Below are 20,072 nucleotides of genomic sequence, written 5' to 3' on the forward strand. Positions count from 1 at the left end.
GCCCGGCTATCAGGCAGGCCATGACGCAGGAATACACCATTCTCCGCCTCGGGCATCAGGGCGACGGCATCGCCGAGGGCCCGGTCTATGCCCCCCGAACGCTGCCCGGAGAGCGGGTCAGCGGCGCGTTGGACGGCTCGGTGCTGACCGATATCAAGGTGCTTACGCCGTCGGACGATCGGGTCAAGCCGCCCTGCCGCCACTACAAAAGCTGCGGCGGTTGCCAGTTGCAGCACGCCTCGGACACCTTCGTGGCCGATTGGAAGGTCGAGGTGGTGCGTACCGCCTTGGCCGCTCAGGGGCTGCAGGCCGAGATGCGCCCGATCTTGACGTCGCCACCGCAGTCGCGTCGCCGCGCCACCATCGCGGTGCGCCGCACCAAGAAGGGCGCGCTGGCGGGGTTCCACGGGCGCGCCTCGGACGTGATCACCGAGATTCCCGATTGTCAGCTGCTGGACCCGGCGCTGACCGCTGCCATCCCCGTGGCCAAGGCGCTGGCCGAACTGGGCGGCAGCCGCAAGGGCGTGTTGTCTGTCACCCTGACCCTGTCCGAAGCCGGACTGGACGTGGCGGTGCAGGGCGGCAAGCCGCTGGATGGCCCGCTGGAACTGGCGTTGGCGCAGGCGACCGAGCAGCACAGTCTGGCGCGGCTGGCCTGGGATGGCGAGGTGATCGCCATGCGCAACCCACCCGCACAGCGTTTCGGCACCGCGCAGGTGGTCCCGCCGCCGGGGGCCTTCCTTCAGGCCACGAAAGACGGAGAACAGGCTCTGACACAGGCTGTTTTCGAGATTTTCGGCCCGGTCAAGCGGGTGGTTGATCTGTTCGCGGGCTGCGGCACGTTCTCGTTGCCGCTGGCGCAACGGGCCGAGGTTCATGCCGTAGAAGGCGCGGCCGACATGACCCGTGCGCTGGATCAGGGCTGGCGCAAGTCCACGGGATTGAAACAGGTCACGACCGAGGCGCGCGACCTGTTCCGCCGCCCCTTGATGCCGGACGAGCTGCGCCGCTTCGACGCCGTGGTTCTGGACCCTCCGCGCGCCGGCGCCGAGGCCCAGGTGGCCGAGCTGGCTCAGGCCCGCCGTCCGGTCATCGCCTATGTGTCCTGCAACCCTGTGACCTTCGCGCGTGATGCAAAAATTCTGGTTCAGGCGGGCTATGCCCTTGAATGGGTCCAAGTGGTTGACCAATTTCGATGGTCATCCCACAGCGAACTGGTGGGCAGCTTCAAACTGGCAGAGACCCCATGACCCGACAGGAGACCCTCCGCATGACGATCCGGCAGCGCCTGCAGGCCTTTGTCGAAAACCCGCGGTTTTCGCAATTCATCACCGGCGTCATCCTGGTGAACGCGGTTCTGCTGGGCATGGAAACCTCGGACGGCCTGATGGCCAAATTCGGGCCGGCGATCGTGCTGCTCGACACCATCTGCCTGACCATATTCGTGGTCGAGATTGCAATGAAACTGGTGGCCAACGGGCGCCGGTTCTTCCTCAATGGCTGGAACATTTTCGATTTCGTGATCGTCGGTATCGCCTTGGTGCCCGGCGGTGCGGGTCTTTCGGTGTTGCGTGCGCTGCGGATTCTGCGGGTGCTGCGGGTGATCTCGGTTGCGCCACGCCTGCGCCGGGTGGTCGAGGGCTTCATCTCGGCCTTGCCGGGCATGGCAAGCGTGTTCCTGTTGATGGCGATCCTGTTCTATATCGGCGCGGTGATCTCGACCAAACTGTTCTCGGACAGCTTTCCGGAGTGGTTCGGTGATCTGGGTCTGTCGGCCTATACCCTGTTCCAGATCATGACGCTGGAAAGCTGGTCGATGGGCATTGTCCGCCCGGTGATGGAGGTCTATCCCTACGCCTGGCTGTTCTTCGTGCCCTTCATCATGGTCACCACCTTTGCGGTCGTGAACCTGCTGGTCGGTCTGATCGTGAATTCGATGCAGGATGCCCACCACGCCGAGGATGAAGTCAAGACGGATGCCTATCGGGACGAGGTGCTGGACCGGTTGGAGTCGATCGAACGCCGCCTGACCGAGCATATGAACAGCAAAAAGTGATTTCCGTTTCTGCCGGATTTTGGCATTATGCGAAAAAACGAGCAGGCAGTGAAATCATGGATCGTCGAGCATTTGGATTGGGTGCACTGGCAACACTGAGCCTTTCGGCTTGTGGAAGTGCGGGCCCCCGGTTTCTGACCTACAACGGACCCGAGGTGACATCCATCGTGGTGAACAAGGGCGCGCGCAAGATGTACCTGCTGCATCACGAGCAGATCTTGCGTGAGTATGATGTCGAGCTTGGGTTCGCTCCAAGCGGCACAAAGGTCAAGCGCGGAGACGGTCGCACACCCGAAGGCAGTTACCTGATCGACCGCCGCAACCCTCGCAGCCGATATCACCTGTCGCTGGGGATTTCCTATCCCAACAGCCAGGATATCGCCAAGGCAAAGGCGATGGGCTTCGACCCGGGTGGAGATATCTTCATTCACGGCCAACCGAACCTGCGCAAGGAGTTCAAGCGCGCGAAGAAGACACCGGATTGGACCGCTGGCTGCATCGCCGTCAAAAACGAAGAGATCGAAGAGATATATGCGATGGTGAACGAGGGTACGTTGATCACCGTGCGTCCCTGATAGGCCGCCATTTCCCGAATCCGAACTGCAGATAATCGCGCTGATAGGTTTCCTCGGCCAGCGCCTCGAGTTTGCCATCGTAGATCTGATCCAACGAATAGGGCTGGTCCGGCGCGGGCACGCCGGGCTTCGGCGGGGCATTGTGCCCCAGGCCGCGGGCCAGATCCGGTAGCGCGGTCGCCATCTCTTCCTCGCGCAGTATGAGGTCGGGCAGGGCAAAGCCCGCAATCCCCTCCAGCATGCGGGCCTGCGTGCACCACAGCCCGTCGACCCGGATCGGGGTCTGGCCAGAGAGATTCAGCTGCAGAAACTCAAGAAACGCCGAAAACGCCTGATAGTGCTGCTCGAGCGAATAGTTTCCATCGCGCACCTGGCCCGGGATCGGCAACTTGAACCCGTTGCGCAGCCGGTTTCGGATTCCGGCATATGCGCCGGGCCCGGTGTCGAGGATCCGTTCGCAAAACACCGAATGCGCCCGCGCCAACGGGTGTCGCAGGACCGTGAATTTCCGGTGACCCGGATGCGCCTTCATCCAGCGGCGCACCTGTTTCTGGTTTCGGTCGGTGATCAGCTCGCCGCCATCCAGTTCGGACATCCATTGAACCACGATCTGTTCCGGTCCACCACGGATCGGCAGATACATCAGCGGCGTTTCCGCGGCCGCGATATGACGCGAAACGGCAGGCCCCCGTCGTGGTTCGAAGTTCGGCGTTCGGTGCAGGTTGAACCGGTCCAGCGCCGCAAGGGCAGCATCCATGGCTTCGGGATTGGTCACCTTTGACAAAGCCGGTTCCGGGTTCTGAGGTTTGAGATCCGGGGCCAGTTGATCCAGACGCGCCTCAACCCCCAGCCATGCCGCCAGTCCGTTCAGAACATCCAGTTGGGTCAGATCCTCGTAACCGATGTAAAATGCGGTCTGGCCAGTTTTTTGCAGCTGATTGACTAAACTCAGCTGAAACGCCTGCTGCTCATCCACGTAGTCCCGAAACTCGTCCCCATCAAACGCAACCTTGGTGGCGCGCCTGCGTTTCACGTTGGTCAGCATCCACTGTTGGGTCTCCCGCGCAATCTTGAGCGAGATGTAGCTGTCCAACGGGTTGCGGTTGAGAATGATCTTTGCGCAGCGCGGATCGTTCAGCGCCATCGCCAGGGCCCGCGGGTCGTGCGAGTGAAAAAACCGGAACCCGTGCAGACCCTCCGGCGCGGAACGCATCGCTTCGATCAGGCGGTCCGGCGCAGCATCCCTGTCTTCCAGTGAAAATCCCAGCACTTCGGTTGCTTTCGGGTATCCGATGAAGTGCGGATTGAACGCCTCGCCATGACACTGCACGCCGTCCAACGCATTCAAATTTGCCTCCAGCAGGTTCGACCCGGTGCGCATTTCGGCAAGAATGATGAAATAGTCAAAGTCGGTCGGCATGCGGGGTCATTGCACCAGGTAGGGCTTGCGATACGGGCGGGTCTGATTGCCGAATACATCGTCGGCAGGAAAGTCGCCCATCAGGTGAGGGTGCATTCCCTGGTTCTTGAGGTTTTGCAGGAACTTTCCAAACCCGGCCAGATCAACCATCGTCGGCGCCTCGATCAGATGGCTGGGCTGCGTCGCGCCCATCTCTTCAAGAACGGTTTGCAGGTGTTCCATCGGGGATTCAACGAACTCGGCCATTGACCAAACATGCACGCGCGCTTTGGTCCACACGGAATCCAGCACCTCAAGCTGTTCGGTCTCAATCTTTTGCAGGCGGGCCGCTTCGGCGCGGATGTCTGCGAAATTCATGTTCGACCGAAACAGGGGAACAGCCCAGGCACCGGTGACCACGCAGACCTGTGCGTTCTTGTCTCTCGCCAGAAACCAATTGATCTTTTGGGTGTCAGCGGGGCCGAATTGAAAACACTGGCGTTCGCCCCGGGTGTTCCAGATCAGGTTCGACAGAAACGCCGTCGGATTGTAGTCGCGCAAAATGGCGTTGTCGCTGAGGGACCCGTTCAGGATGGTCTCTCCTTCGGCGAATTCGGCGCGCTTGGGGTTGAAAAGATGCCCATGGACGCGGGCGCCTGACGCATTGCCCAGCCAGCTTTCAAAGCCCTCAAACAACTCGGAAAAACCCTGAAACACGGAGTAAGGAAACGCGGTCAGGCCGTTTTCGCTGCCATGGCGGGGAAAACGGCTTTGCATGTACAGGCCGTCGCGGCCGCGGGTACGACGCTCGACCGCTTTGGAAAATACGCGGTCAATCTTGCCGGGATTGGGCTCGGCGGGTTTTCCGGCGAGGGACTGATCGTTCAGAAACGCCTGATACAGCCGGTCGGCGCGCGGCCAGATCTTGCGGGCGACGAAACAATCGGATCGGCGCAGCAACTGCAGGTGATCGTCATAGAAGATGTGCGGGCGGCCCTGATAGTCGAATTTCGACAGGGTCAGCGATCGGCTTTCGATCTGGGTGGAATAGAGCCGCGCCAGCGTCTGGAAATAGCTTTCGTCTGGGATCCAGACATGCCGGAAATATCGATCATAGACACCTCGCTTGGGGTCCTGCAGGATCGCGGTCAGGGTCTGCCGCGTCAAGCACCACCACTGGCTGCCCATATGCGGGATCAGCCCGTTGGGGATTGTCCGCCGATATCCGACCGCGCGCTGAAGCTTGACGAAGCGGTCAAACAGCTTGCGGTGTTTGCGCCACGAGAAGGGAAACCGCAGGGTAAAACGTTCGAGGTCCAGCCCGCCCACGGTCCAGCTGACATCGGCGGTGGTGGCGCTTTCAATGAAATCCACGCGGGGCCGGTCGCTCAGGTAATCGATCAGGTCCTGAACCGGGCGCAATGGCAGGCAAGAGCCGGATGACAGAAAGACATGGCGTGTGTCGGGAAAGCGCTCCAGCATCAGTGTCGCGGCCGATTGCGAAGCGGCAACGATGCCCCAGCCGCCCCACTCGCAGACCTGGCGGTCGCAGAACAGGATCAGCGGATCATCCCCGCAGGCTGCGACAAAGTCTTTGAACACGGCCGGGTCGACCTTGCGGTCGACGTGGATGACCACCGGACAACCTGCCGCGGTCCAGTGCCGGGCAACCTGCTCAGCCCGGTCCAGCGCAGTGTGGACCAGCATCACGATGCCCAGGGTCCCGCTCATGCCCAGTTCCCTTTGGACATCAGACCCAGAATCTCAAGTTGGCGCCAATTGATGTATTTCTCGGACCATTTGCACCAGAAAACCGGCTTGCTCTCCAACTGGTCGACATAGGCCCTGTATTCGCCGGACGCGCGGTAGTGTTCACCGCGCTGCAGTTCTTCGCGGGCTTTGTCACCCAGCGTGTTGATCAGCTTGGCATGCAGCAATGCGCCGCTGGTTTTCTCGCCGCCCCACTCGTCGTAGACTTGGTTCAGGCCGCGCGGCAGCAGCGCATGGGTCGAGCTGACATAGACATAGCGCCGATCCCACTTGACCAGAGGGATCTTGTTAAGCGCGGGCGCTTTCGCGGGCTTGTCCTGAAAGAAAACCCTTGCCCGTGGCCCGCCCTGAATCCACAGGTTTCCGTAGGCCGGGTTCTTGGTGATCATGTAGTTGCCCGAGTCGAACCATGCGGCAATCTCGAACGGGTCCTGCCCCTCGTGATAGGTGGCGTCCTGGATCGGCCCCTCGGGATACATGTCCAGCAGCATCGTCCCAAAACTGCGCACCCCGGTGCCGTCCAGCCAGTCGGTCAGCGCGTCGATGGGACGTGTGTCGCAGAACGGATAGATCAGGAACTCGTCCGGATCTACGGTCAGGACCCAGTGTCCATGGGCGTATTTCCGCAGCAGGTAGTTGGACCAGTCGATCCCGAATGTAGAACGGCGATAGCTGGTATTCGTATACCAGACCGAGACATCGGGCTGCGCCTTGAGATAGTCCAGCGTGCCATCCGTGCTGTCATTGTCGACGAACAGGAAATGCCGGACGCCCAGCTTGCGGTAATAGTCCAGAAAATAGGGCAGGCGGATCTTTTCGTTGCGCACGACGCTCATCAGCAGAACATCACCGGACCGGATCTGCCGGGTGTTGTTGCGGACGGTGCGCAGATCGCGTCTTCGGCGGATGCAGCGCACAAGACGGCGCTTGCGCCGCAGTCTCATCCGGTAAGAATCCAAAAGGCTCACGCGCTGCCCAACCTTCTTGTAATACGCGAGCATGCCCGGGGTCCGCATTTGGTCAGACGGGAACCGGACACTAACGTTTTATGACATTTTCGCACCTTGCGAAGCAATGTATTTAAAAGCCGTTAGCCAAGCATGGGTTTTTGGGGCACAGGATTCCCCGTTCACGTCCACCCGCCCGCTGACAGCAGTCCAAGGCTCTGCAGATGCGCCCAGCCTGAATACCGTTCTGATTGTGGAGTCCAAAGGTCGGGCCCGGCAATGATGCCATCATAGTATGGCCCGAATTGGTCGGGATCATGAAAATGCTGGCGCCTTTGTTTTTCGATGCGCGACTTCTCGACGACTTGCGGCAGGAATTTCGTGTGCAACAGGACGCCCGAGGGGGTTTGCCCGGAAGGCCCGCCATAGGCAAAATTCAGGTGTCGGGGCAGGGCCGAGTGACAGGAGTTCACGAAGGCATAGCGACGGTCCCACTTCACCAACGGAATCTTGTTCAGGGTCGGAGACCGGTCCGGGCAATCGGCAAAGAAGGCGCGTTCGCGAACGCCGCCTTGCACCCACAGGTTTCCCAGCGGCTCTTGCCGGCGGGCCCTGTAAGGGCCGGATTCGAACCAGTTCAAAGTTTCGGTCGGGTCGGTCTCGGGATCATAGGGCACCGCGCCCAACGGGCCTTTCGGGTATAGATCAAGCATCAGCGCGCCAAAGGCCGGCTGTCCGATTTGGTCCAGCCATCCCGTCAGATCGCGCAGGTCGCGGCTGTCGTGATGGGCATAGATCAGCAGTTCGTCCGCATCCACCATCAGCGTCCAATGACCATGGCCATGCCGCATCTGCAACCAAGTCAGCCAGTCCAGCCCGAACCGAGCCTCGCGATAGCTGGCCTGCGTTTGCCACAGCGACACGTCCGGCTGGTTCAGCAGATAGGTGGTCGAACCGTCATCGCTGCCGTTGTCGACCATCAGGAAATGATCGACCCCCAGCCGGCGATAGTGGCGCAAGAACCAGGGCAGGCGCTCGATCTCGTTGCGCAGGGTGGTAAAGGCCAGAATGTCGGTGGGCGCGATCAGCCGGGTCTTGTCCGAAACCGGCGTCAACGCGTGGCGGCTGCGGAAGGACCGCCACAACAGGCGCTTGCGTTTCAGGCGCAGGCGGTATCTGCGAACCCAGCCCGGGGCGTTTTCGTCATGGTGGTGCGCGGCGCCCATGGCTCGATCACTTTTCGTAATGGCCATTCTGATGCCAGCGCCAGGCATCGGCGATCATCACTTCCAGCCGCGACCGTTTGGGCCGCCAGCCCAGTTCGGCCTCGGCCCGGGTCGAGCCTGACACCAGCTTGGTGCAGTCGCCCGCCCGGCGCGGACCGGTGATGAAGGGCACCTCGCGATTGGTCACGCTGTGCGACTGCGCGATCACCTCTTTTACTGAAAACCCGGTGCCGGTGCCCAGGTTGAACACCCGGCTGCCCTTGCCCTGTTCCAGCCAGCGCAGGCCCAGCACATGCGCATCCACCAGGTCGCAGACATGGACATAGTCGCGGATGCAGGTGCCGTCGGGCGTATCGTAATCGGTGCCAAAGACAGTCAGCGCGTCGCGCTTCCCGTCGATCGCGTCCAACAACAGCGGAACCAGATGGGTCTCGGGGCGGTGAAACTCGCCCACGTCGCCGTCAGGGTCGGCACCGGCCACGTTGAAATAGCGAAAGATCACGTGGTTCAGCCCGTGCGCCTGTTCGAAATCGCGCAGGATGTCCTCGATCGCGCGTTTCGAGGCGCCGTAGGCGTTCAACGGGTGTTGCGGCGTGGTTTCGTCCAGCACCACGTTGTCGTGGTCGCCATAGGTTGCACAGGTGGACGAGAACACAAAATCCAGGCAGCCGGCGGCCACGGCCGCCTCAATCAGGCTCAGCGATCCGGTGACGTTGTTGCGCCAGTACCGGCCCGGCTCGCTCATGGCTTCGCCGACCTGGCTGAGCGCGGCAAAATGCATCACTGCCGCCGGCTGGTACTTGGCAAAGACCTGCTCCAGCCGCGCGCGGTCCAGCAGATCGCCCTGTTCGAAGGGGCCGAATTTCACCGCATCCTGCCAGCCGGTGACAAGGTTGTCATAAGTCACGGGCACATAGCCCGCCTGCGCCAGTGCCTTGCAGGCATGAGATCCGATATATCCGGCGCCGCCGGTCACGAGTATGTTTGTCATCCGTGGTCCTGCCGAATGTCTGCCCGTCATGGATTAGCTGCCAGGCTGCCCGTGAGGAACGGGGAATTTGCGCCTATTCCAACCCCATCGCAGCCATCATGCTTTCGATCTTGGCCACGTCCTGCGGATTGTTCAACTCCCAGAACTGACGGCCTTTGGCCTCGACCTCGACACACAGAACCTTGCGTCCGTTTTCCATGAACCGCAGCTGTTCCAGCCCCTCGAGCCGTTCCAGCGGCCCGACCGGCCAGCCCGGATAGGCGGCCAGCGCGTCGGGCCGGTAGGCGTAGACGCCCACATGGTGGAACACCGGCGTCGGATCCGACCCGGCATAGGTTTCGGCGGTGAAGGGGATCACTTCCTTCGAGAAATAGAGCGCGCTGTGATCGGTCGCGAAGACGGCGGTGGTGCCGCCCACCCGGCCATGCCTGCGGTCGTTCAGCAGCCCGTTCAGCGCCTCGCCGTCGCACCGCAGCACCGGCGTGGCCACGCCGGCCTCGGGCGCGGCGCGCAGGCCATTGACCAGATCCTCGATGAACCAATGCGGGGTCAGGGGGGCGTCGCCCTGCAGGTTGACCACGATCTCGTAGCCGCCGCCCAGCCTGTCATGCGCCTCGGCGCAGCGTTCGGTGCCGTTGGCGCAGCTTTCCGAGGTCATCACCACCTCGGCGCCAAAGCCCTCGGCCGCGGCGCGGATGCGGTCGTCATCGGTGGCCACCACCACCCGGTCGACGCCCGAAACCGACATGGCCGCGCGCCAGGACCTTTCGATCAGGGTCATGGGCTTTCCCGTTGCGCCGGTCAGCGGCACCAGCGGTTTGCCCGGATAGCGGGTCGAGGCATAGCGGGCGGGGATCGCGATCAGAACCGACATCAGGCCTCCTTGAGTTCGACGCCGGGGGCATAGGCGATGAAGAACGGGTTGGCATAGCCCTCCTTGCCGTAGGTCAGCGGCGTGTGGTCGTCGAAACGCACCACATGGCCCCCGGCACCGGCCAGAACCGCGTGGCCTGCGGCAGTGTCCCACTCCATCGTGCGGCCGACACGCGGGTAGAGGTCGGCCTCGCCCGTGGCCACAAGGCAGAATTTCAGCGAGGAGCCCGCCGACTTGCTGTCTTTGACCTGGTATTTGTTGATGTAGTCATCCGTAGCCTGGTCGCGATGCGATTTCGAAGCCACCACCAAAAGCGCCGAATTGTCAGGATCAGAGACTGAAATCGGGGTCACTTCGCCCGGTTTGTCCTTGTCCAGGGCGCCGGTTTCCTCGGCCGAGCGGCCATCGGCCAGGGTATAGAACATGCGCCCGCGGGCCGGGGCATAGACCACGCCGCGGGTGGGCACGCCGTTTTCGACCAGCGCGATGTTCACGGTGAAATCGCCACGTCGGTTGATGAATTCCTTGGTGCCGTCCAGCGGATCGACGATCAGAAAGGTGTCGCCCTGCTTGCTGTGCGATGCGGCCTGTTCCTCGGTCACCAGCAGGATGTCGGGGAAGGCGGCGCGCAGCCCGGCCGAGATCAAGGCATCGGCAGCTTCGTCGGCTTCGGTCACGGGGCTGGAATCGGACTTGACCTTCACGTCAAAATCATCGGCATCGTAGATCTCCATGATCTTGTCGCCCGCTTCCAGGGCCAGGCGTCTGATCACGGGGATGAGGTCGTCATAGGTCACAAAAATGCTCCGTTTCCATGGTTTGTTGATCCGAAAACCTGACGAACTTATGCTGTGCCGGATACGGAACGGCAAGGAATTCGTGCCACGCTGGCGGAACAAAACCGGGAAAGAGCGTTCGAGTGTTCTATTACAAGCGAAGCAGCAGCCTTGTGGGTGGGGCATTCAACCTTGCGGAACTGGTGTTTCATGCCGTGGTCCGCAACATCCGCTCGCAGCATTCCAACGCCGTAATCGCCATCATGATGAACATCGTCCAGGTCGTTTTGATGGCGACCGTGTTCTATTTCATCATGTCGTTTCTGGGCGGACGGGTTGCCAAGATACGGGGTGAGTTCATCCTGTACATCCTGTCCGGCATCTTTCTGTTCATGACGCATATCAAGTCCGTCGGTGCGATCGCGGGGCTTGGAGGCACCAACAATCCCATGATGCTGCATTCGCCGATGAACATGATGGTTCTGCTATTGGCCGCCGCCTTCGGGACCTTGTACACGCAGGTCGTTTCAATCCTGGTGATCCTGTTCGTCTACAGCGTCGCGGTCAATCCGATCGAGATGCAGGACCCGGGCGGCGCGTTCGCGATGCTGATCCTTGCTTGGTACACCGGCTGCGCGGTCGGTCTGGTCTTCATGGCGCTCAAGCCGTGGATGCCGCAGACCTCCACCATTCTCAGCAATGTCTATCGCCGGATGAACATGATCTTCTCGGGCAAGATGTTCGTGGGCAATGCGCTGGGCGGATGGATGCTGGCCATGTTCGCCTGGAACCCGTTGTTTCACGTGATCGATCAGTGCCGCGGTTTCGTGTTTCGCAACTATTTTCCGCGCAATTCCAGCTGGGAATATGCGCTTTGGGTCGGTATCGCCCTGATGATGATCGGGTTGCTGGGAGAGTTCTTTACCCGCAAGCACATCTCGAAAAGCTGGGATGCGCGCCGTTAGGTTGCCACGCGCAGCGTCAGGTTGATCCGGCCCCCTTTGGGCAGCAGGCGCGAAGAGCCGAAGCGGATCCGGTCGATACCGTGATAGGCCAACCGGGCGGGACCGCCCATGACGACCACGTCGCCGGAACTCAGCCAGACGGACTCGGTTTTGCCGCCGCGGGTCGTGTTGCCGATCCGGAACAAGGCGTCATCGCCCAACGAAACCGACAGGACCGGCCACGAGAAATCGGCCTCGTCCTTGTCCTGGTGCATTCCCATCTTTGCGCCTTCGCCGTAGTAGTTGATCAGACAGCAATCGGGATCTCGATCGGTTCCGGCAAGGTCGCGCCAGATCGACAGGATCGGGTCCGGAATGGCAGGCCACGCCATGCCCTTGGGGTGCGCGTCTTGGTACCGGTATCCAGCCCCGTCCGACACCCAGCCCAGGGTTCCGGCAGACGTCATGCGAACCGACATTTTGCGCCCCGAAGCGGTGCTGGGATGAAACAGCGGAGCGGCTTTCAGAATCGGCCGCAGTAGCTCGATGATCTGCCGCTGAGCAGCGCCGTCCAGATGGCCTTTTCGGATGTCGAACCCCCGTAAATTCAGGCGCGTCATGACAGAAACCTCATTCCTTTCGAAATCCTTGCCAAAAAAGGCCCAAGATTCCCGAAAACCTGCATTTCACAACGCTTGCAGGCCTCAGGCCTCGCCCTTATATACGCCGGGACGCGCGATGGTGTAGACCTGTCGCGCCCAGCAGATCGGGGCAGGGATGCCGTAACGGGTTCCGGCCTCGGGACATCGCCTTGAAAAGAAAGGGATCGAAAAATGGGAAAAGTAATCGGGATTGACCTCGGGACCACCAACTCGTGCGTAGCCATCATGGACGGCGCGCAGCCGAAGGTCATCGAAAACGCGGAAGGGGCGCGGACCACGCCCTCGATCGTCGCCTTCACCGAAGACGAGCGACTGGTCGGGCAGCCGGCGAAACGCCAGGCGGTCACCAACCCCGACAACACGATTTTTGGCGTCAAGCGCCTGATCGGGCGTCGTGTGGATGACGCAGAAGTCCAGAAGGACAAGAAAATGGTGCCCTACGCCATCGTCGATGGCGGCAACGGCGACGCTTGGGTCGAGGCCCGCGGGCAGAAATACTCTCCAAGCCAGATCTCGGCCTTCATCCTCGGCAAGATGAAAGAAACCGCTGAAAGCTATCTGGGTGAAGAAGTCACGCAGGCCGTGATCACCGTTCCGGCCTATTTCAACGACGCTCAGCGTCAGGCCACCAAGGACGCAGGCAAGATCGCCGGTCTGGAAGTGCTGCGGATCATCAACGAACCGACTGCCGCCGCGCTGGCCTATGGCCTGGACAAGCAGGACAGCCAGACCATCGCGGTCTATGACCTTGGCGGTGGTACCTTCGACGTGACCATTCTGGAAATCGACGACGGCCTGTTCGAGGTCAAATCGACCAATGGTGACACCTTCCTGGGTGGTGAAGACTTTGACATGCGCATCGTCAACTACCTGGCCGACGAGTTCAAAAAGGAACACGGCGTCGACCTGAGCCAGGACAAGATGGCGCTGCAGCGTCTGAAAGAAGCCGCAGAGAAGGCCAAGATCGAGCTTAGCTCGACCACCCAGACCGAGATCAACCAGCCGTTCATCTCGATGGGCGCGAACGGCCAGCCGCTGCACATGGTCATGAAGCTGACCCGTGCCAAGCTGGAATCGCTGGTCGGCGACCTGATCAAGAAGTCGCTGAAGCCCTGCCAGGCCGCTCTGAAAGACGCCGGCATCTCGGCCAGCGATGTGGATGAGGTTGTTCTGGTCGGTGGTATGACCCGGATGCCGAAAGTCATCGAAGAGGTGACCAAGTTCTTCGGCAAAGAGCCGCACAAAGGCGTGAACCCGGACGAAGTTGTGGCCATGGGCGCTGCGATCCAGGCTGGTGTTCTGCAAGGTGACGTCAAGGATGTGGTTCTGCTGGACGTGACCCCGCTGTCGCTGGGTATCGAAACCCTGGGCGGCGTGTTCACCCGCCTGATCGACCGCAACACCACGATCCCGACCAAGAAGTCCCAGGTCTTCTCGACCGCCGAGGACAACCAGAACGCCGTGACCATCCGGGTGTTCCAGGGTGAGCGTGAAATGGCTGCGGACAACAAGATCCTGGGCCAGTTCAACCTTGAAGACATCCCGCCGGCCCCGCGCGGCATGCCTCAGATCGAGGTGACTTTCGACATCGACGCCAACGGCATTGTCTCGGTTTCGGCCAAGGACAAGGGCACCGGCAAGGAACAGAAGATCACGATCCAGGCCTCGGGCGGATTGTCGGAGGAAGACATCGAAAAGATGGTCAAGGACGCCGAAGAGAACGCCGAAGCCGACCGCAAGCGCAAGGAACTGGTCGAAGCCAAGAACCAGGCCGAAAGCCTGATCCACGCGACCGAGAAATCGCTCGAGGAGCATGGCGACAAGGTCGATCCGGCGACCGTCGAGGCGATCGAACTGGCCGTGGCCGCGCTCAAGGACGAATTGGAATCGGACAATGCCGACAAGATCAAGTCGGGCATCCAGAACGTGACCGAAGCGTCCATGAAGCTGGGCGAGGCGATCTACAAGGCGCAGTCTGAAGAGGCCAGCGAAGAACCGGCCGCAGCCGATGCGGGGCCCGGCGATGACGACATCGTCGATGCCGAGTTCGAAGACCTGGACGATGACAAGCGCAACTAACGGGTAACCGGGCCAATTCGGGCCGGTCCGGATGCCGGGCCGGCCCGTTTACGTTGAGGCAGAAGGAAATACCGATGTCAAAACGCGACTATTACGAAGTGCTCGGCGTGTCCAAGGGTGCTTCGGCGGATGAGATCAAGAAGGCTTTTCGCCGGAAGGCGAAAGAGCTGCACCCCGATCGCAACAAGGACAACCCGGACGCCGAGGCCCTGTTCAAAGAGGCCAACGAGGCCTATGACGTTCTGCGCGACGCTGAAAAAAAAGCCGCCTATGACCGGTTTGGCCATGCTGCGTTCGAGAATGGCATGGGCGGTGGTCAGCGCGGCGCCGGCTTTGGATCGGGCGATTTCTCCAGCGCGTTTTCCGATGTGTTCGATGACCTGTTCGGCGATTTCATGGGTGGACAGCGTGGCGGCGGCGGACGCCGTGCTGCTCGCGGTTCGGACCTGCGCTACAACCTGCGGGTTTCGCTGGAAGAGGCCTATTCCGGCCTGCAGAAAACCATCAACGTGCCGACAGCCGTAGCCTGTTCGTCCTGCGAAGGCACCGGCGCCGAAGGCGGAGTTGAACCAACCACCTGCCCGACCTGTTCGGGCATGGGCAAGGTCCGTGCGCAACAGGGCTTTTTCACCGTCGAGCGCAGCTGCCCGACCTGTGCTGGACTTGGGCAAATTATCAAGAACCCCTGCAAATCCTGCCACGGCTCGGGACGGGTCGAGAAGGAACGCGCGCTGTCGGTCAACATTCCGGCAGGCGTCGAAACCGGCACCCGTATCCGACTGGCGGGCGAGGGCGAGGCCGGGATGCGCGGCGGCCCTCCTGGCGATCTGTACATCTTTGTCGAGGTGACGCCGCACAAGCTGTTCGAGCGGGACGGCCCGAACCTGTATTGCCGGGTGCCTGTCAGCATGGCCAAGGCGGCGCTGGGCGGATCGATCGAGGTGCCTACCATCGACGGTGGCCGCGGCCGGGTGCAGATTCCGGCCGGCAGCCAGTCGGGCCGGCAGATGCGTCTGCGCGCCAAGGGCATGCCTGCGCTGCGGGGCGGCGGTATCGGTGACATGTTCATCGAGCTTGCGGTCGAGACACCGGTCAACCTGACCGCGCGGCAAAAAGAGCTGCTGCAGGAGTTCGACGATCTGGGAGAGGACAACCACCCGGAATCGAAAAGCTTTTTCTCATCCGTCAAATCCTTCTGGGAGAGAATGCAAAGCTGATCTAAGCGTTCCAGAGACCGAAAGGCCGGCGTATCATCGTCGGCTTTTTTGTTTTCTAAGTCCAGTTTGGCCGGAAACTGTGCGGAATTGGCCCTTGATTCTCGGCCTCAGCCTTGAGAATGTCCGCGCCAACCGTTGGGGTGCCCCGGAGCCGGGGCTGAGAGGCGCGAGCCAACCCATCGAACCTGATCCGGGCAATACCGGCGGAGGGAACGGTCTAAAACACTCAGACGTTTTCCATGCCGGAATTGCCCCAGATGACAAATGGGGGCGGCATGGCAACTATCGCTTTGACAATTGCAGGATCCGACAGCGGCGGCGGGGCTGGCATTCAGGCCGATCTCAAGGTGATGTCGGCGCTGGGTGTGTTCGGTGCCAGTGTCATCACCGCGGTCACCGCCCAGAACACACAGGCGGTCACCGCTGTGCATGTTATCCCGCTGGACGTGATCGCCGCGCAGATCGACGCGGTTCTTTCCGATCTGGACGTGCGCGCGGTCAAGATCGGCATGCTGGCCACGCCCGAGATCATCCAGACCGTCGCCGACGGCCTGTCCGGCTTTGCAGGCCCCATCGTGCTGGACCCGGTGATGATCGCCAAATCGGGCGATGCCCTGCTGGCGCGCGAGGCGGTGCAGACGTTGCGCAAGGTGCTGCTGCCCCGCGCCACCGTCCTCACCCCGAACCTGCCCGAGGCCGCCTGTCTACTGGACCGACTGGTCGCAGAAACGCCCGAGGAAATGGTGGCGCAGGGCCATGATCTGTGCACCCTGGGGGCTGGGGCCGTCCTGATGAAAGGCGGACACGGCAAGGGCGATACTTGCCATGATCTGCTGATCGACCAGAACGGCATCATCGGTGAATTTACCGCGCCCCGTCAGGACACGCGCAACACCCACGGCACCGGATGCACCCTGTCCTCGGCCGTCGCGGCCGGTCTGGCCAAGGGCTTGCCGCTGGTCGACGCGGTGGCGCAGGCGCATGACTACCTGCAAGGCGCAATCACCCGCGCGGATGAGCTGCAGGTCGGCTCGGGCCACGGGCCGGTGCATCACTTCCACCGGGTATGGCCGGCGTGACGGTCTGGTCGGTCATAGGTGCCGGGGTCGCCGGCCTTGCCGTGGCCTCGGAACTGGTCGCGCGGGGCGCGCAGGTACAGGTGTTCGATCCGGGCGGGCCACCGGGGCCGCATGGCTGTTCCTGGTGGGCCGGCGGCATGCTGGCGCCGTGGTGCGAGTATGAAAATGCCGAGGAACCGGTACTGAGGTTGGGGCAGCAGGCGATCGACTGGTGGGCGGCCCGCACCCCGGTCGCGCGGCAGGGAACGCTGGTTGTGGCCAACACGCGCGACCTGCCCGACCTGCGCCGCTTTGCCCGCCGGACCGAGGGATTCACGCAGGTCGATCAAGCGAAAATCGCCAAATTCGAGCCTGATCTGCACGGGTTTTCCCAAGGCCTGTTCTTCGCCGACGAGGCCCATCTGGACCCTCGCCGGGCATTGCAGGACCTCTATCGCGGCCTGCAGGACAAAGGGGTCGAATTCCACCGCAAGCTGGCCCCGTCGCGGCTGGACAACGCCATCGATTGCCGGGGCTTGCACGCACGCGACATCCTGCACGACCTGCGCGGCGTGAAGGGGGAAATGCTGGTGATCCGCTGCCCCGACGTGACGCTGACCCGGCCCGTGCGCCTGTTGCATCCCCGGATGCCGCTCTATGTCGTACCGCGGGGCGAGGGCATCTACATGCTGGGCGCCACGATGATCGAATCCGAGGACAGCAGCCGGATCACCGCGCGCTCGATGCTGGAACTGCTCAGCGCGGCCTATGCGCTGAACCCGGCCTTTGGCGAGGCCGAAGTGCTGGAGATCGGCGTCGATCTGCGCCCGGCCTTTCCCGACAACCTGCCGCGGATCCGCCGGCTGGGGCGGACGATCTATGCCAACGGGTTGTATCGCCACGGCTACCTGCTGGCCCCGGCGCTGGCCCGGGGCGTGGCCGATCTGGCGCTGAACAACACACATTCGGAGATGGTCGATGAAGATCGTGCTTAACGGCGCGCCGCGCGAGGTGCGCGCCGAAACCCTTGGCGAGCTGCTGGCGGAATGTGGCTTTTCCGGCCGCGTCGCCACCGCGGTGAACGAGGAATTCGTGCCCTCCAGCCTACGCATCGCGCATAAACTGGCCGAGGGCGACCGGGTCGAGGTCGTCGCACCGATGCAGGGGGGATGAAGATGAAGACGTTTTACGGCACCGAACTGCCCAACCCGCTGATGCTGGGCACCGCGCAATATCCCAGCCCGGCGATCCTGGAACAGGCGTTCCGGGCCAGCGTCGCGGGTGTCGCCACCGTTTCGCTGCGGCGCGAGGGCGCCGGTGGGGCCGGTCAGGCCTTCTGGTCGATGATCCGCGATCTGGGCGTGCTGATCCTGCCCAATACCGCCGGCTGTCACACTGTCAAAGAGGCGGTCACCACCGCCCATATGGCGCGCGAGGTGTTCGACACGCCGTGGATCAAGCTGGAACTGATCGGCCACACCGACAGCCTGCAGCCCGACGTGTTCCAACTGGTCGAGGCCGCGCGCATTCTGACCGACGAAGGGTTTCAGGTGTTCCCCTACACCACCGAAGACCTGATCGTGGCCGAACGCCTGCTGGCCGCCGGGTGCCAGGTGCTGATGCCCTGGGGCGCGCCGATCGGGTCGGGGCGGGGCCTGAACAACGAATACGCCCTGCGCGCGATGCGGGCCGAGTTTCCCGACGTGCCGCTGGTGGTGGATGCGGGCATCGGTCTGCCCAGCCACGCCGCCCACGCGATGGAGCTGGGCTATGACGCGGTTCTGCTGAACACCGCCGTCGCCCGTGCAGGCGATCCGGTGGCGATGGCGCGGGCCATGGCGCTTGCGGTGCAGGCCGGGCAATTGGCGCATAAGGCCGACCCGATCGAGCCGCGCGACATGGCCGAGCCTTCGACCCCGGTGATCGGAAAGGCCTTTCTGTCATGACGCTCGACCGCTTCTATCCGATCTTCGATCATAGCGACTGGCTGCGGCGGATGCTGCCGCTGGGTGTGAAGCTGGTGCAGCTGCGGATCAAGGATCAGCCTGACGCCGTGGTGCGCGCGGAAATCGCCACCGCGCAGGCCCTGTGCCGGGACCACGGCGCGGTGCTGGTGGTGAACGACTATTGGCAGGCGGCCATCGACGCGGGATGTGACTGGATTCATCTGGGGCAGGAGGATCTGGACGACGCCGATCTGCCCGCCATCCGCAAGGCCGGGCTGAAACTGGGCGTGTCCACCCATGACGATGACGAGCTTGAACGCGTGCTGTCGATGGACCCGGACTATGTGGCGCTGGGGCCGGTCTATCCGACCATCCTGAAAAAGATGAAATGGCACCAACAGGGCCTGCCGCGCGTGACCGAGTGGAAACGACGCGTGGGCGACATCCCCCTTGTCGGCATCGGCGGCATGAGCGTCGAGCGCGCGCCGGGCGTGTTTCAGGCCGGGGCCGACATCGTCTCGGTCGTGACCGACATCACCCTGAACGCCGACCCCGAAGGCAGGGTGCGCCAGTGGCTCGAGGTCACGCGATGAGCCGCTACGCCCGCCAGATGATCCTGCCCGAGGTCGGGGCCGAAGGGCAGAACCGCCTTGCCCGCGCGCGGGTTCTGGTGGTGGGCGCCGGGGGGCTGGCCGCGCCCGCGCTGCCGCTGCTGGCCGGGGCCGGGGTGGGGCATCTAACCATCGTCGACCCCGATACGGTGGACCTGTCGAACCTGCACCGCCAGACGTTGTTTTGCGAGGCCGATTGCGGCCGCCCCAAGGCCGAAGTGGCCGCTGAACGCTGCCGGGCGCTGAACAGTGAGATCACTGTCGAGCCGCAGAAACACCCTCTGACACCGGCGAATGCCGCTGATCTGTTGGCCGAGGCCGATCTGGTTCTGGACTGCGCTGACAGCTATGCGGCCAGCTATACGTTGTCGGATACCTGCCTGGCGCAGGGCAAGCCGCTGATCAGCGCTTCGGTCCTGGGTCTGTCGGGGTATGTCGGCGGGTTCTGCGGCGGCGCGCCGTCCCTGCGCGCGGTGTTCCCCGACGCGCCCGACAGCGGGGCCAGTTGCGCCACCGCAGGCGTTCTGGGACCGGTCGTGGCGATGATCGGCGCGATGCAGGCACAGATGGCGCTGGGCGTGATCCTGGGCCTCGATCCCTCGCCGCTGGGCCAGATGGTGCAGGTGGACGGGCGAAGTTGCACCAGCAGCGGTTTCCGCTTTGACACCGCGCCGGAACCCGACAGCCATTTTCCCTTTGTCGCGCCCGCGCAGCTGACTCCGGACGAACTGATCGTCGATCTGCGCAGCGTCGATGAGGCCCCCCAGCCGATCCACCCCGACGCCCGCCGCCTGACGGTCAAGGCGCTGAAAACAGACCCTAACAAAGGCAAAACGCTGGCCCTCTGCTGTGCCACCGGGCTGCGCGCCTGGCGCGCGGCCGAGGAACTCCGCCCCCATTGGCCCGGCCGGATCGTTCTGGTCGCCGCCGCAACGTCGTGA

Annotated in this window: 20 protein-coding genes and 1 riboswitch; of the genes, 12 read left to right on the top strand and 8 right to left on the bottom strand. The window is 62.6% G+C overall.

Features of this window, described 5'->3' with window-relative positions:
- The first annotated feature begins 20 nt into the window (after positions 1-20).
- Genes GOW72_RS00610 through GOW72_RS00620 form a run of 3 tightly spaced genes read left to right on the top strand, consistent with a single transcriptional unit; the run spans position 21 to position 2,631 of the window.
- Entirely contained in the window at positions 21-1,250 is a 1,230-nt protein-coding gene (locus tag GOW72_RS00610) for a class I SAM-dependent RNA methyltransferase (protein ID WP_170364386.1), read from the top strand.
- 20 nt (positions 1,251-1,270) lie between these two features.
- The gene (locus tag GOW72_RS00615) at positions 1,271-2,056 is read left to right on the top strand and encodes an ion transporter (protein ID WP_170364388.1); all 786 of its coding nucleotides are present in this window, start codon (positions 1,271-1,273) and stop codon (positions 2,054-2,056) included.
- A 56-nt stretch (positions 2,057-2,112) separates the two neighbouring features.
- Complete coding sequence (locus GOW72_RS00620) at positions 2,113-2,631, top strand: L,D-transpeptidase family protein (protein ID WP_170340715.1); 519 nt, start codon at positions 2,113-2,115, stop codon at positions 2,629-2,631.
- On the opposite strand, the gene GOW72_RS00625 is transcribed toward GOW72_RS00620, so the two are convergent.
- The 7 genes from GOW72_RS00625 to cysQ all read right to left on the bottom strand — a co-directional run bounded on the left by GOW72_RS00625 (position 2,615) and on the right by cysQ (position 10,635).
- The gene (locus GOW72_RS00625; RefSeq protein WP_170364390.1) at positions 2,615-4,051 is read right to left on the bottom strand and encodes a nodulation protein NodH; all 1,437 of its coding nucleotides are present in this window, start codon (positions 4,049-4,051) and stop codon (positions 2,615-2,617) included. The genes GOW72_RS00620 and GOW72_RS00625 overlap by 17 nt on opposite strands.
- Positions 4,052-4,057: 6 nt before the next feature.
- A complete protein-coding gene (locus GOW72_RS00630; protein WP_170364393.1) occupies positions 4,058-5,761 on the bottom strand; it encodes a DUF5927 domain-containing protein in 1,704 nt (567 codons plus the stop codon).
- The gene (locus GOW72_RS00635; RefSeq protein ID WP_170364394.1) at positions 5,758-6,744 is read right to left on the bottom strand and encodes a glycosyltransferase family 2 protein; all 987 of its coding nucleotides are present in this window, start codon (positions 6,742-6,744) and stop codon (positions 5,758-5,760) included. The genes GOW72_RS00630 and GOW72_RS00635 overlap by 4 nt, the downstream gene beginning before the upstream one ends.
- Before the next feature lie 185 nt (positions 6,745-6,929).
- Complete coding sequence (locus tag GOW72_RS00640) at positions 6,930-7,973, bottom strand: glycosyltransferase family 2 protein (protein ID WP_170365957.1); 1,044 nt, start codon at positions 7,971-7,973, stop codon at positions 6,930-6,932.
- A 7-nt stretch (positions 7,974-7,980) separates the two neighbouring features.
- Positions 7,981-8,964: a UDP-glucose 4-epimerase GalE gene (gene galE / locus GOW72_RS00645; RefSeq protein WP_170364396.1), complete on the bottom strand. Its 984-nt coding sequence runs from the start codon at positions 8,962-8,964 to the stop codon at positions 7,981-7,983.
- Positions 8,965-9,037: 73 nt separating this feature from the next.
- Positions 9,038-9,838, bottom strand: coding sequence for a 3-deoxy-manno-octulosonate cytidylyltransferase family protein (locus GOW72_RS00650; RefSeq protein ID WP_170364398.1), 801 nt, complete (start codon positions 9,836-9,838; stop codon positions 9,038-9,040).
- Positions 9,838-10,635: a 3'(2'),5'-bisphosphate nucleotidase CysQ gene (gene cysQ, locus GOW72_RS00655; protein ID WP_170361150.1), complete on the bottom strand. Its 798-nt coding sequence runs from the start codon at positions 10,633-10,635 to the stop codon at positions 9,838-9,840. Before cysQ ends, GOW72_RS00650 begins: the two co-directional genes overlap by 1 nt.
- Before the next feature lie 122 nt (positions 10,636-10,757).
- Here cysQ and GOW72_RS00660 point away from each other — a divergent pair, with 122 nt between their 5' ends.
- Positions 10,758-11,579: an ABC transporter permease gene (locus tag GOW72_RS00660; RefSeq protein ID WP_093963926.1), complete on the top strand. Its 822-nt coding sequence runs from the start codon at positions 10,758-10,760 to the stop codon at positions 11,577-11,579.
- Here the strand turns inward: GOW72_RS00660 and GOW72_RS00665 are convergent.
- A complete protein-coding gene (locus GOW72_RS00665; protein ID WP_170342689.1) occupies positions 11,576-12,178 on the bottom strand; it encodes an alpha-ketoglutarate-dependent dioxygenase AlkB family protein in 603 nt (200 codons plus the stop codon). The genes GOW72_RS00660 and GOW72_RS00665 overlap by 4 nt on opposite strands.
- A gap of 213 nt (positions 12,179-12,391) precedes the next feature.
- Between GOW72_RS00665 and dnaK the strand changes: the two genes are divergently transcribed.
- The 8 genes from dnaK to GOW72_RS00705 all read left to right on the top strand — a co-directional run bounded on the left by dnaK (position 12,392) and on the right by GOW72_RS00705 (position 20,072).
- Positions 12,392-14,299 (top strand): molecular chaperone DnaK, encoded by a 1,908-nt coding sequence (gene dnaK, locus GOW72_RS00670; protein ID WP_170364401.1) that lies wholly within the window; start codon positions 12,392-12,394, stop codon positions 14,297-14,299.
- A 74-nt stretch (positions 14,300-14,373) separates the two neighbouring features.
- Positions 14,374-15,516, top strand: a complete 1,143-nt coding sequence (dnaJ, locus tag GOW72_RS00675) for a molecular chaperone DnaJ (RefSeq protein WP_170364403.1) — start codon at positions 14,374-14,376, stop codon at positions 15,514-15,516.
- A gap of 126 nt (positions 15,517-15,642) precedes the next feature.
- A riboswitch (TPP riboswitch) is annotated at positions 15,643-15,745 on the top strand.
- A 46-nt stretch (positions 15,746-15,791) separates the two neighbouring features.
- The gene (gene thiD, locus GOW72_RS00680) at positions 15,792-16,595 is read left to right on the top strand and encodes a bifunctional hydroxymethylpyrimidine kinase/phosphomethylpyrimidine kinase (RefSeq protein WP_170364405.1); all 804 of its coding nucleotides are present in this window, start codon (positions 15,792-15,794) and stop codon (positions 16,593-16,595) included.
- The gene (locus tag GOW72_RS00685; RefSeq protein WP_170365959.1) at positions 16,592-17,569 is read left to right on the top strand and encodes an FAD-dependent oxidoreductase; all 978 of its coding nucleotides are present in this window, start codon (positions 16,592-16,594) and stop codon (positions 17,567-17,569) included. Before thiD ends, GOW72_RS00685 begins: the two co-directional genes overlap by 4 nt.
- Positions 17,553-17,747 carry a sulfur carrier protein ThiS gene (thiS, locus tag GOW72_RS00690; RefSeq protein WP_170364407.1) on the top strand — a complete coding sequence of 65 codons (195 nt, stop codon included), beginning with the start codon at positions 17,553-17,555 and terminating at the stop codon, positions 17,745-17,747. The genes GOW72_RS00685 and thiS overlap by 17 nt, the downstream gene beginning before the upstream one ends.
- Positions 17,748-17,749: 2 nt before the next feature.
- Positions 17,750-18,520 (top strand): thiazole synthase, encoded by a 771-nt coding sequence (locus GOW72_RS00695; protein ID WP_170364409.1) that lies wholly within the window; start codon positions 17,750-17,752, stop codon positions 18,518-18,520.
- Positions 18,517-19,113 (top strand): thiamine phosphate synthase, encoded by a 597-nt coding sequence (locus tag GOW72_RS00700; protein ID WP_170364411.1) that lies wholly within the window; start codon positions 18,517-18,519, stop codon positions 19,111-19,113. The genes GOW72_RS00695 and GOW72_RS00700 overlap by 4 nt, the downstream gene beginning before the upstream one ends.
- On the top strand, positions 19,110-20,072 hold the full coding sequence (locus GOW72_RS00705) for a ThiF family adenylyltransferase (protein WP_170364413.1): 963 nt from the start codon (positions 19,110-19,112) through the stop codon (positions 20,070-20,072). Before GOW72_RS00700 ends, GOW72_RS00705 begins: the two co-directional genes overlap by 4 nt.

The organism is Ruegeria arenilitoris (genome assembly GCF_013032855.1).
GTDB lineage: Bacteria > Pseudomonadota > Alphaproteobacteria > Rhodobacterales > Rhodobacteraceae > Ruegeria > Ruegeria arenilitoris.

Bases quoted from the DNA above. Each gene is read 5' to 3' on its own strand.
- GOW72_RS00695 (WP_170364409.1), top strand. From the start codon at position 17,750: ATGAAGACGTTTTACGGCACCGAACTGCCCAACCCGCTGATGCTGGGC.
- GOW72_RS00620 (WP_170340715.1), top strand. From the start codon at position 2,113: ATGGATCGTCGAGCATTTGGATTGGGTGCACTGGCAACACTGAGCCTT.
- GOW72_RS00610 (WP_170364386.1), top strand. From the start codon at position 21: ATGACGCAGGAATACACCATTCTCCGCCTCGGGCATCAGGGCGACGGC.
- thiS (WP_170364407.1), top strand. From the start codon at position 17,553: ATGAAGATCGTGCTTAACGGCGCGCCGCGCGAGGTGCGCGCCGAAACC.
- GOW72_RS00630 (WP_170364393.1), bottom strand. From the start codon at position 5,761: ATGAGCGGGACCCTGGGCATCGTGATGCTGGTCCACACTGCGCTGGAC.
- GOW72_RS00640 (WP_170365957.1), bottom strand. From the start codon at position 7,973: ATGGGCGCCGCGCACCACCATGACGAAAACGCCCCGGGCTGGGTTCGC.
- GOW72_RS00700 (WP_170364411.1), top strand. From the start codon at position 18,517: ATGACGCTCGACCGCTTCTATCCGATCTTCGATCATAGCGACTGGCTG.
- dnaJ (WP_170364403.1), top strand. From the start codon at position 14,374: ATGTCAAAACGCGACTATTACGAAGTGCTCGGCGTGTCCAAGGGTGCT.
- GOW72_RS00665 (WP_170342689.1), bottom strand. From the start codon at position 12,178: ATGACGCGCCTGAATTTACGGGGGTTCGACATCCGAAAAGGCCATCTG.
- GOW72_RS00650 (WP_170364398.1), bottom strand. From the start codon at position 9,838: ATGTCGGTTCTGATCGCGATCCCCGCCCGCTATGCCTCGACCCGCTAT.
- GOW72_RS00705 (WP_170364413.1), top strand. From the start codon at position 19,110: ATGAGCCGCTACGCCCGCCAGATGATCCTGCCCGAGGTCGGGGCCGAA.
- GOW72_RS00615 (WP_170364388.1), top strand. From the start codon at position 1,271: ATGACGATCCGGCAGCGCCTGCAGGCCTTTGTCGAAAACCCGCGGTTT.
- galE (WP_170364396.1), bottom strand. From the start codon at position 8,964: ATGACAAACATACTCGTGACCGGCGGCGCCGGATATATCGGATCTCAT.
- GOW72_RS00635 (WP_170364394.1), bottom strand. From the start codon at position 6,744: ATGAGACTGCGGCGCAAGCGCCGTCTTGTGCGCTGCATCCGCCGAAGA.
- GOW72_RS00625 (WP_170364390.1), bottom strand. From the start codon at position 4,051: ATGCCGACCGACTTTGACTATTTCATCATTCTTGCCGAAATGCGCACC.
- thiD (WP_170364405.1), top strand. From the start codon at position 15,792: ATGGCAACTATCGCTTTGACAATTGCAGGATCCGACAGCGGCGGCGGG.
- dnaK (WP_170364401.1), top strand. From the start codon at position 12,392: ATGGGAAAAGTAATCGGGATTGACCTCGGGACCACCAACTCGTGCGTA.